We start from the raw sequence: 10,466 nt of genomic DNA on the forward strand, positions 1-10,466 counted from the left end.
GGGGTTATTTGCCGCCCGCCCGGCCGCCCCCCCCCGCGGGGGCCCCCGGACGGTTCGAACGGTTCGGCTCAGACGTTGACGCCGAAGTCCTGCGCGATGCCGCGCAGGCCCGAGGCGTAACCCTGGCCGACTGCGCGGAACTTCCACTCCGCGCCGTGGCGGTACAGCTCGCCGAAGACCATCGCGGTCTCGGTCGAGGCGTCCTCGGAGAGGTCGTACCGCGCGATCTCGGTGCCGCCGGCCTGGTTCACGACGCGGATGAACGCGTTGCGCACCTGGCCGAAGGACTGCTGGCGGTTCTCGGCGTCGTAGATCGAGACCGGGAAGACGATCTTGGCCACATCGGCCGGGACGCCGGCCAGGTTGACCTTGACCTGCTCGTCGTCGCCTTCGCCCTCGCCGGTGAGGTTGTCACCGGTGTGCTCGACCGACCCGTCGGCGCTCTTCAGGTTGTTGAAGAAGACGAAGTCCTGGTCGTTGCGGACCTTGCCGGCCTCGCTCACCAGGATGGCGCTGGCGTCGAGGTCGAAGTCCGTACCGGTGGTGGTGCGGACGTCCCAGCCCAGACCGACGGTCACGGCGGTGAGGCCAGGGGCCTCCTTGGTCAGCGAGACGTTGCCGCCCTTGCTGAGGCTGACTCCCACGAGTCCCTCCATAGGTTTCCAGGGGCAGCGCCCCCAGTCGTGCATTGGCATCGGATCAACGTCTGGATCCTAGTGACGGGTTCCCGGTCGAAACAGTCGATTCACCTCGTGAATCCGCTGGTGTCGGTCCGGAACCGCTCAAAGGGCGTCGAGGGCGTCGACGTACTGGCCCAGGTCACGGGCGTCCGACAGGGCGTTCACCACGGTCCAGCGGACGACACCCCCCTTGTCGATGACGAAGGTTCCGCGGACCGCGCAGCCCTTGTCCTCGTCGAAGACGCCGTAGGCGCGGGACGCCTCGCCGTGCTTCCAGAAGTCGGAGAGCAGCGGGAATTCCAGCTCCTCCTGGTCGGCGAAGACCCGAAGGGTGTGGATGGAGTCGTTGGAGACCGCGAGCAGCTGCGTGTCGTCGTTGACGAAGGCGGGAAGGTTGTCGCGGAGCTCGCGAAGCTCACCGGTGCAGACGCCGGTGAAGGCGAACGGGTAGAAGAGCAGCACCACGTTCTTCTCGCCCCGGAAGTCGGAGAGCCGCACGGTCCTGCCGTGGTTGTCCTTGAGCTCGAATTCCGGAGCCTTGGTGCCGACCTCGATCGCCATCGCTCACTCGTCCCTTTCCAACGGGCACGGACATTGGGCCGTACCGGTGAGACCCACCCTACGGCCTGCGCACGAAAGCCCCCGCCGGCGGGCGACGGGGGCTTCTCGCAACGTGTCGGTCAGCGCTTGGGGGCGACCAGGCGGGCACCCGCCCAATCCTTGGCGACGCTGATGCTCTTGGTCTGGGAGAGACCCGCTGTCTGCGCGGCATCGTTGATGTCGGACGGCTCGATGTAGCCGTCACGGCCGGTCTTCGGCGTCAGCAGCCAGATCACGCCGCCGTCCTCCAGGAGACCGATGGCGTCCACCAGTGCGTCGGTGAGATCGCCGTCCTCGTCACGGAACCAGAGCACGACGGCGTCGGCGACGTCGTCGTAGTCCTCATCCATGAGCTCGGTCCCGATGACGGACTCGATGCCTTCACGGAGATCCTGGTCGACGTCGTCGTCGTAGCCGATCTCCTGGACCACCTGTCCGGGCTCGAACCCCAGCCTCGCTGCCGGGTTGGTCCGCTCCTCCGCGTGGTCCGCGGTCGCGCTCACGGCTTGCCTCCTGCTCATTCGGAAAATGCTGTGGGCCACGCGTGGGCGCGCGGCTCTGGCCGTAGTCCACACGTGCCGGGGTGGATCGCGCAAGTACCCGGCCCTTGAGACCGCCGAAACGGTGACGTTTGGGGCCGTCTCGCCGCAACTTCCGGCACTGTCGCCCCCTTCGCCTCACTCGGGGACAGATGCTTCATCCCGGTTTGCAGACTTCTGCGGTTTCAGTCTGCCGAACGCCCGGACGAAACGCATGCGCGAGTTGGGCGTAAGGTTGCGATTTGACCGCACCGGACGCCCGGAAGGCAGGGCGAGGCACCCCCCGGGGGTTACCCCTCGGTAAATGTGACGTCTGGCGTCGGCGGGGTACACGATGGACATCCCGACCAGCCCGTGGCCCCGTGGGCACCACCGAACAGCGAAGGAAGAGCGTGGCTCCCGGATCCGATCGCAACCCGATCATCATTGGCGGCCTTCCCAGCCAGGTCCCGGATTTCGACCCGGAAGAGACCCAGGAATGGCTCGACTCCCTCGACGCGGCCGTGGACGAGCGGGGCCGCGAGCGGGCCCGTTACCTCATGCTCCGTCTGATCGAGCGGGCCCGCGAGAAGCGCGTGGCCGTGCCCGAGATGCGCAGCACGGACTACGTCAACACCATCGCCACCAAGGACGAGCCCTTCTTCCCCGGAAACGAGGAGATCGAGCGCAAGGTCCTCAACGCCACCCGCTGGAACGCGGCCGTGATGGTCTCGCGCGCCCAACGTCCGGGCATCGGCGTCGGCGGCCACATCGCGACCTTCGCCTCCTCCGCCTCGCTCTACGACGTCGGCTTCAACCACTTCTTCCGCGGCAAGGACGAGGGGGACGGCGGCGACCAGATCTTCTTCCAGGGGCACGCCTCCCCCGGCATCTACGCCCGCGCCTTCCTGCTCGACCGGCTGAACGAGACCCAGCTCGACGCCTTCCGCCAGGAGAGGTCGAAGTTCCCGAACGGCCTGTCCTCGTATCCGCACCCACGGCTGATGCCGGACTTCTGGGAGTTCCCGACCGTCTCCATGGGCCTCGGCCCGCTCGGGGCGATCTACCAGGCCCGGATGAACCGGTACATGGAGGCGCGCGGCATCGCCGACACCTCGAAGTCGCACGTCTGGGCGTTCCTCGGCGACGGCGAGATGGACGAGGTCGAATCGCTCGGCCAGCTCTCCATCGCCGCCCGTGAGGGGCTGGACAACCTCACCTTCGTCGTCAACTGCAACCTCCAGCGGCTCGACGGCCCGGTCCGCGGCAACGGCAAGATCATCCAGGAGCTGGAGTCGATCTTCCGGGGCAACGGCTGGAACGTCATCAAGCTCATCTGGGACCGTTCCTGGGACCCGCTGCTCGCACAGGACCGCGACGGCATCCTGGTGAACAAGCTGAACACCACGCCCGACGGACAGTTCCAGACCTACGCCACGGAGACCGGCGGCTACATCCGGGACCACTTCTTCGGGGACGACCACCGGCTGCGGGCCATGGTCGAGAACATGTCGGACCAGCAGGTCCTGCACCTGGGCCGCGGCGGCCACGACCACAAGAAGATCTACGCGGCCTACGCGGCGGCGAAGGCCCACGCCGGCCAGCCGACCGTGATCCTCGCGCAGACCGTCAAGGGCTGGACGCTGGGTCCGAACTTCGAGGGCCGCAACGCGACCCACCAGATGAAGAAGCTGACGGTCGACGACCTCAAGCGCTTCCGCGACCGGCTGCACATCCCGGTGACGGACCGGCAACTGGAGGACGGACTGCCGCCGTACTACCACCCGGGCCGGAACTCCGAAGAGATCCAGTACATGCACGACCGCCGCAAGGCGCTGGGCGGTTACGTCCCCACCCGCGTCGTGCGGGCGAAGCCGCTGGCCCTTCCCGACGACAAGACCTACGCGGCGGCCAAGAAGGGTTCGGGGCAGCAGTCGATCGCCACCACGATGGCCTTCGTCCGCATCCTGAAGGACCTCATGCGGGACAAGGAGATCGGCAAGCGCTTCGTGCTGATCGCCCCCGACGAGTACCGCACCTTCGGCATGGACGCCTTCTTCCCGAGCGCCAAGATCTACAACCCGCTGGGCCAGCAGTACGAGGCGGTGGACCGCGAACTCCTCCTCGCCTACAAGGAGTCACCGACCGGCCAGATGCTGCACGACGGCATCTCCGAGGCAGGCTGCACGGCCTCGCTGATCGCAGCGGGCTCCGCCTACGCCACGCACGGTGAACCGCTGATCCCGGTGTACGTCTTCTACTCGATGTTCGGTTTCCAGCGGACCGGCGACCAGTTCTGGCAGATGGCCGACCAACTGGCACGCGGCTTCGTGCTCGGTGCGACGGCCGGACGGACGACGCTGACGGGTGAGGGCCTCCAGCACGCCGACGGCCACTCCCACCTGCTGGCCTCGACCAACCCGGCCTGCATCTCCTACGACCCGGCGTTCGGCTTCGAGATCGCGCACATCGTCAAGGACGGCCTGCGCCGCATGTACGGCCCCGAGGCCGAGGACGTCTTCTACTACCTGAGCGTCTACAACGAGCCGATCCAGCACCCGGCAGAGCCCGAGGACGTGGACGTGGACGGCATCCTCCAGGGCATCCACCGCCTCAAGGCGGGCGGGGCCGGCACGGTCCCGGCACAGATCATGGCCTCCGGCGTCGCGGTGCCCTGGGCGATCGAAGCACAGCGCATCCTCGCCGAGGAGTGGAACGTCCGGGCCGACGTCTGGTCCGCGACCTCCTGGACCGAGCTGCGCCGGGAGGCCGTGGCCGTCGAGGAACACAACCTGCTCCACCCGGACGAAGAGCAGCGCGTCCCCTATGTGACGCGCAAGCTCCAGGGCGCCGAGGGACCGTTCGTCGCGGTCTCGGACTGGATGCGCACGGTGCCGGACCAGATCGCACGCTGGGTGCCCGGCCCGTACACCTCGCTGGGCGCGGACGGCTTCGGCTTCGCGGACACCCGCGGTGCGGCCCGCCGCCACTTCCACATCGACGCGCAGTCGATCGTGCTCGCGGTACTGACCGAGCTCGCCCGCACGGGCAAGGTCGAGCGGTCGGCCCTGAAGCAGGCCGTGGACCGCTACCAGCTGCTCGACGTGACGGCCGCCGACCCGGGCGCCGCAGGCGGCGACGCCTGATCGAGACCTTCCGGTCGACCTGATTTCAGCTGGTGAAGGGCGGTGGGACCCGGTTCCGCCGCCCTTCACCATTACCTACCATGCCAGGCATGCCCGTGATGAAGTCCCGCTGGGAAGAGCGCACCCAAACGCCGCTCCTGGTGCTAGCGATCGCCTTCGGTGCCGCCTATGCGGTGCCGATCGTGACGCCCGGCGCCGAGCCGTGGGTGCACCAGATCTGCACCTACGTCGAGTGGATCGTCTGGGCTGCCTTCGCCTTCGACTACCTTGCCCGTCTCTGGCTCGCCCCGGACCGCTGGTCCTTCGTGCGCAGCCATCTGCTGGACCTACTCGCCGTGATACTGCCGATGATGCAGCCGCTGCGGCTGCTGCGACTCGTCGCCACGCTGCTCCTCGTGGGCCGGCGGGCCAGGATGGCTCCGCAGATAACGCTCACCACCTATGTGGCGGGCTCGGTGGCCGGACTGATGATGTTCGGTTCGTTGGCCGTGCTGCACGTCGAGCGGGACGCCCCGGACGGCAACATCAAGACGCTCGGCGACGCGGTCTGGTGGTCCTTCACCACGATGACCACGGTCGGTTACGGAGACCTCGCCCCGACCACGGGGCTGGGCCGGGTCCTCGCGGTGGGCCTGATGCTCTCGGGCATCGCGCTGCTCGGTGTCGTCACGGCCAACATCGCAGCGTGGTTCATCTCCCGCTTCGAGCGCGATGACGTGATGGAACGCCGCCAGATCGAGCTCCTGGAGTCGCTCACCCTGGAGGTCAGCGAGCTCCGTGCGGAGGTGGCCCGGCTTTCGGCGCCGCCGGAGCAACGGGAGCACCCCGAGGTGCCTTCGCCTAGCGCTCCCAGATCTTGAAGGCCCTGACCTCGTAGGCCTCCCGCGGCACCCATGTCCCCCGTCCCGGATAGGTCTCGAACTCTCCCGTCTCCCCGCATTCGGCCGACTGGTACGTGGTGACCGGCCGCCCGGTGCGGTTCGCGAGGGACTGGGCCGAGGCGCCCGGCGGCAGAGCGATGCAGCTCTCGACGTCGGTGCCGGCCAGTTCGTACGTCCAGGGCCTGCCCTTGAAGTCGGGCTTGGGCCAGAGACAGAGCCGGCCGGGGCCGCAAGCCCCGAGGGTCGTGCCCGACCGAGGGGCGGTCAGGGGTGGTGCGGTCGATGTGGGCACCGCCGTCGCCCGGGCCGACGGGGCCGTGATCGGGCTCGCCAGCGCCGGGGCGGCCGGGGCCGCCAGGAGGGCGGCAAGGAGGGCGGCCGTGAGGGCCGTGCCCATCGGAACGGTCTTCTTCTGCATGTCGAGGAACCCCCGTTTCGTCACTCTCTGTAGTGGAGAGCATGGCGGAGGCGAACCCGACGACGGAAGGGGGGCCGCCCCCGTTCACGCGAACGGGTGACGACCCCCTACGGGAACCCCGAGGGGAACCGGTCGGCGTCAGATGTGACCGCCGCTCATGCCGCCCGCTTCGGCGTTCTCGCCACGCTTGGTGAGCGTGGCGACGAGGGCCGCGACGACCGCGACGCCGCCGGCAACGGTGAAGGCGAGGCCCATGCCCTCCAGGAAGGTGTCGTGGATGACGCCGGTGATCTGCTGCAGGAGACCGGGGGTCATGCCCGGCGCCTGGGCCAGCTCGGGCGGAGCCATCCCGAACTCGGCGGCCTGTTCCAGCCGCGGGTCGAAGGGGGCCGGGATGCCGGCCTCCTGCCAATTGCCCGCGAAGGCATCGGCGACCTTGGAGGACATGACGGCACCGAGCACCGCCGTGCCGAGCGCGCCGCCGACCTGCATGGCCGCCTGCTGCAGGCCACCGGCCACGCCGGAGAGCTCCAGCGGCGCGTTGCCGACGATGACCTCGGTGGCGCCGACCATGACCGGGGCGAGGCCCAGACCGAGGAGGGCGAACCAGAGCGACATCGCGAGGGTTCCGGTGTCGGCGGTGAGCGAGATCATGCCGAACATGGCGACGGCGGTGCAGACCATGCCGCCGACGAGCGGCACGCGCGGACCGAACTTGGTGATCAGGGCGCCGGCCAGCGGCGAGGAGACGATCATCATCGCGGTCAGCGGCAGCAGGTGCAGGCCGCTGTCGACCGGGCTGAGGCCCTGCACGCCCTGGAGGTAGAAGGTCACGAAGAAGAGGCCGCCCATGAAGGCGAAGGCCATCAGCACCATCAGCACCACGCCGGCCGAGAGCGGCAGGGAGCGGAACATCGCCAGCGGGATCAGCGGCTCCTTGGCCTTGGTCTCCCAGAGGGCGAAGACCAGGAACAGCAGCAGCGCGCCGAGCAGGCAGCCCCAGGTCTTGCCGCTCGACCAGCCCCAGGACTCACCGGCCTTGATGAGGCTCCAGACCAGGGACGCCATGGCGCCGGAGAGCAGCAGGATGCCGAGGAGGTCGAAGGAGCGCGGCGCGTTCTCTGCGCGGTGGTCCTTGAGGATGAGCAGGCCGAGGACGAGCGCGACCACGCCCACCGGCACGTTGACGAAGAAGACGGACTGCCAGCTGACGTGCTCGACGAGCAGGCCGCCGACGATGGGGCCGCCGGCCGTGGAGGCACCGATGACCATGCCCCAGATGCCGATCGCCATGTTGAGCTTCTCGGCGGGGAAGGTGGCGCGCAGCAAGCCGAGGGCGGCCGGCATCAGCAGGGCGCCGAAGAGGCCCTGCAGCACGCGGAAGGCGATCACCGCGCCGATGGAGTGGGACAGGCCGATCGCGCCGGAGGCGGCGGCGAAGCCGGCGATGCCGATGAGGAAGGTCTGCCGGTGGCCGAAGCGGTCGCCCAGCTTGCCGGCGGTGATCAGGGCGACGGCCAGTGCGAGCAGATAGCCGTTGGTGATCCATTGGACCTGGGCGAGGGTGGCGCCGAGGTCGTTCTTGATGGCGGGATTGGCGATGGCGACGATCGTGCCGTCCAGCGCCACCATCATGACGCCCACGGCGACGGCGAACAGCGTCAACCACGGGTGGCCCCGCAGTCCCTTCGCCGGGACCGAGGCGGGTTCCCGGGCACCCCCCTGACCCTGCGGGGCCTTTTCCACGGTGGTCTGACTAGTCATGGGAACGAGGCTAATGACAGTCACTGACAATTGACAAAGCGATTCACGCGACGGTAACTGTCACGTAGCTCACAGGTACGCTGAGTCGGACGAAACGGCTGGAAAGAGGACCTGAGACGTGACCGTTCCCGTGCCCGGACTGCGCGAGCGGAAGAAGCAGCGCACGCGCGACGCGCTGATCCGGGTGGCGCTGGAGCTCTTCACGACCCAGGGGTACGAGCGGACCACCGTCGACGAGATCGTCGACGCCGTGGAGGTCTCCCAGCGCACCTTCTTCCGGTACTTCTCCTCCAAGGAGGAGGTCGCCTTCGACGTCCAGCAGATGGTGGAGGAGCGCTTCGTACGGGCCCTCGGGCAGCGCCCCCCGGACGAGGGCCCCTTCGACGCGATGCGCAACGCCGTCCTGTGCGCCTGGGACACCATCGGCGAGGCCATCGAGGAGGTCGTTCCGGTGGAGCTCTACCTGCGCACCTACCAGATGATCGAGTCGACGCCCGCGCTCCTCGCCGTCCATCTGCGCCGGTCGACCGAGATGGAGGAGACCATCGCCCGGATCATCGCCGGGCGCGAGGGCCTCGACGTCGACGAGGACCCGCGCCCCCGGATCGCGGTGGCCGCGTTCAGCGGGGTGATGCGGGTGACCGGGCAGATGTGGGGCCGGGGCGGGGAACAGAGCCTGGAGTCCATCCGCTCCCTCACCGAGGAGTACCTCGACCGCCTCGGACCGGCCCTCGCCCAGCGCTGGCGGGACCGGCCGGCATGAGGCCCCGCCCCTGAGGCCGCGCCCGGAGGCCGCCCCCGTAGGGTGACCGCCCGTGACCTCAGCCGATGCCCCGTCCGGGCCCCTCGCCCCGCGCGCGCCGCTGGCGCTCCTCCTCGTGTGGGTGCTCCTCGCGACCACCGGGTGGACCACCGTCCAGCACCGGCCCGTACCGTGGCCGTCCCGCGAGGCCGCGCTCGCCGCCTGGGGGCGGGACCGGATCGACCACCGGCCGCTGCCGGACCCTGCCGCTCCGGCCCGTACCGTCGCCGCGTTCTTCGCCGGACTCGGCCCGGCGCGCGCCGCGCGACTCGCCGCCCGGCACCCGCTCGTCGTCGGCAACCTCAACGGCGCCCCGGTCGCCCTGCGTTACCGTGCCAACCGGATCTCCCTCGGGGAGGCCCACGCCGCCGAGCGCGGCAGGGCCGATGACCCCCGGCTCTCCCCGGAGGGCCGGCACGAGGCGCTCCGTCGGATCCACCGCTTCGCCTCCCTGATGCGCCCCGGCCGCCAGGTCCTCGCCTTCGACCCGACCGGCACGGGCCGGGTCGCCGAGGTCTTCGGCGACCTGGAACGGGCCCGGCGGATCTCCGTGATCGTTCCCGGCGTCGACACCAACCTGCTGACCTTCCAGAAGACCAACGGCAGGTACGGGGCTCCCGCCGGCATGGCCCAGTCCCTCTACGCGGCCGAACGGCAGGCCGCTCCCCGCGCGCGCGTGGCGGTGATCGCCTGGGCCGACTACACCGCGCCCGCGGGGATCGGCGTCGACGCGGTGACCGGCCGACTGGCCGAAGGAGGCGCCGCACGTCTCATGGGTCTCGTGGAATCGCTGCCCCCGGAAGCGCACGTGGCGCTCCTCTGCCACAGCTACGGATCCGTGCTCTGCGGGGTCGCCGCACCCCGACTGCCCGCCCGGGTGACCGACGTGGCCGTGGCCGGAAGTCCCGGGATGCGGGTGGAGCGAGCGACGGAACTCGCGGGCCCGGCCCGGGTCTGGGCGATGCGGGACGACGACGACTGGATCGCGGACGTGCCGCACCTGGAGGTCGTCGGGCTCGGGCACGGCGCCGACCCGGTGGCGCCGGAGTTCGGCGCCCGGCTGCTCTCCGCCCGCGGGGCACTCGGCCACGGCGGCTACTTCGAGCCGGGTACGGAGAGTCTCGCCAACCTCGCGGCGGTGGGCGCCGGAGCGTACCCGCGCCTGGTCTGCGCACGTCCCGACAGCGCCTGTCGCGAAGGAATATCCGGTCCGGAAGGGCACTGACGCGCGTAGATCACGCAATGTCGGGACCTTTCATAGGGGCGACGCAAGGGCGCACGCCGCTTACGATGAGCCGTATGGGTGATGTGCTGGCCGGAATTCATGCCACCTGGGAGCTCGAGAGTGACGCCCTCGTCATCCGCTTCGAACGGGGGATCCGCACGCCGAGGCTCTTCCAAGCGCTGCGCGAAAGGCGGGTGCCGCACGAGGCGTTGGCGTCGGTGACGCTCACGCCCGGGAGGCGGGGCACCGTCGTGCTGCACGCCGTGCCGCGACCGGGGGCCGATCCGCTGATGGAGGCCGCAGCGGGACAACTCAAGGAGAACAGCGATCCGTACCGCCTGGTGCTGCCGGCGGAGCGCGAGGCGCTGGCCGTGCACTACCGGGACGGGCTGCGGTCGCTCCTCCCGTCGCAGCCGGGGACCGCGGGGGTCC

10 protein-coding genes are annotated in these 10,466 nt (G+C 69.7%); 5 read left to right on the forward strand and 5 right to left on the reverse strand.

The window, feature by feature from the left end; genetic code table 11:
- Nucleotides 1-68 precede the first annotated feature (68 nt).
- The 3 genes from ACFW2Y_RS31485 to ACFW2Y_RS31495 all read right to left on the reverse strand — a co-directional run bounded on the left by ACFW2Y_RS31485 (nt 69) and on the right by ACFW2Y_RS31495 (nt 1,783).
- Nucleotides 69-644 (reverse strand): TerD family protein, encoded by a 576-nt coding sequence (locus tag ACFW2Y_RS31485; RefSeq protein WP_384885889.1) that lies wholly within the window; start codon nt 642-644, stop codon nt 69-71.
- 138 nt (nt 645-782) lie between these two features.
- Nucleotides 783-1,241 carry a peroxiredoxin gene (locus ACFW2Y_RS31490; RefSeq protein ID WP_384885890.1) on the reverse strand — a complete coding sequence of 153 codons (459 nt, stop codon included), beginning with the start codon at nt 1,239-1,241 and terminating at the stop codon, nt 783-785.
- A 119-nt stretch (nt 1,242-1,360) separates the two neighbouring features.
- Nucleotides 1,361-1,783, reverse strand: a complete 423-nt coding sequence (locus ACFW2Y_RS31495) for a DUF3052 domain-containing protein (RefSeq protein ID WP_384885892.1) — start codon at nt 1,781-1,783, stop codon at nt 1,361-1,363.
- A gap of 428 nt (nt 1,784-2,211) precedes the next feature.
- Here ACFW2Y_RS31495 and aceE point away from each other — a divergent pair, with 428 nt between their 5' ends.
- Both aceE and ACFW2Y_RS31505 read left to right on the forward strand, forming a co-directional pair.
- Nucleotides 2,212-4,944, forward strand: coding sequence for a pyruvate dehydrogenase (acetyl-transferring), homodimeric type (gene aceE / locus ACFW2Y_RS31500; protein ID WP_384885894.1), 2,733 nt, complete (start codon nt 2,212-2,214; stop codon nt 4,942-4,944).
- A gap of 80 nt (nt 4,945-5,024) precedes the next feature.
- Nucleotides 5,025-5,804: a potassium channel family protein gene (locus ACFW2Y_RS31505; protein ID WP_384885896.1), complete on the forward strand. Its 780-nt coding sequence runs from the start codon at nt 5,025-5,027 to the stop codon at nt 5,802-5,804.
- Here the strand turns inward: ACFW2Y_RS31505 and ACFW2Y_RS31510 are convergent.
- Both ACFW2Y_RS31510 and ACFW2Y_RS31515 read right to left on the reverse strand, forming a co-directional pair.
- The gene (locus ACFW2Y_RS31510; RefSeq protein ID WP_384885905.1) at nt 5,785-6,222 is read right to left on the reverse strand and encodes a peptidase inhibitor family I36 protein; all 438 of its coding nucleotides are present in this window, start codon (nt 6,220-6,222) and stop codon (nt 5,785-5,787) included. The two genes, ACFW2Y_RS31505 and ACFW2Y_RS31510, sit on opposite strands and share 20 nt — an antisense overlap.
- 159 nt (nt 6,223-6,381) lie before the next feature.
- Nucleotides 6,382-8,007, reverse strand: coding sequence for an MFS transporter (locus tag ACFW2Y_RS31515; protein ID WP_384885897.1), 1,626 nt, complete (start codon nt 8,005-8,007; stop codon nt 6,382-6,384).
- A gap of 118 nt (nt 8,008-8,125) precedes the next feature.
- Here ACFW2Y_RS31515 and ACFW2Y_RS31520 point away from each other — a divergent pair, with 118 nt between their 5' ends.
- The 3 genes from ACFW2Y_RS31520 to ACFW2Y_RS31530 form a co-directional block, all read left to right on the forward strand.
- On the forward strand, nt 8,126-8,770 hold the full coding sequence (locus ACFW2Y_RS31520) for a TetR/AcrR family transcriptional regulator (protein ID WP_384885899.1): 645 nt from the start codon (nt 8,126-8,128) through the stop codon (nt 8,768-8,770).
- A 52-nt stretch (nt 8,771-8,822) separates the two neighbouring features.
- A complete protein-coding gene (locus ACFW2Y_RS31525) occupies nt 8,823-10,034 on the forward strand; it encodes an alpha/beta hydrolase (RefSeq protein WP_384885901.1) in 1,212 nt (403 codons plus the stop codon).
- Nucleotides 10,035-10,108: 74 nt separating this feature from the next.
- Nucleotides 10,109-10,466: DUF4429 domain-containing protein (locus ACFW2Y_RS31530; RefSeq protein WP_384885903.1), on the forward strand; the 358-nt coding region annotated here is incomplete at its 3' end.

The organism is Streptomyces sp. NPDC058877 (assembly GCF_042742855.1).
In the GTDB taxonomy this organism is placed as follows: Bacteria; Actinomycetota; Actinomycetes; order Streptomycetales; family Streptomycetaceae; genus Streptomyces.

Bases quoted from the DNA above. Each gene is read 5' to 3' on its own strand.
- ACFW2Y_RS31490 (WP_384885890.1), bottom strand. From the start codon at position 1,241: ATGGCGATCGAGGTCGGCACCAAGGCTCCGGAATTCGAGCTCAAGGAC.
- ACFW2Y_RS31505 (WP_384885896.1), top strand. From the start codon at position 5,025: ATGCCAGGCATGCCCGTGATGAAGTCCCGCTGGGAAGAGCGCACCCAA.
- ACFW2Y_RS31510 (WP_384885905.1), bottom strand. From the start codon at position 6,222: ATGGGCACGGCCCTCACGGCCGCCCTCCTTGCCGCCCTCCTGGCGGCC.
- ACFW2Y_RS31515 (WP_384885897.1), bottom strand. From the start codon at position 8,007: ATGACTAGTCAGACCACCGTGGAAAAGGCCCCGCAGGGTCAGGGGGGT.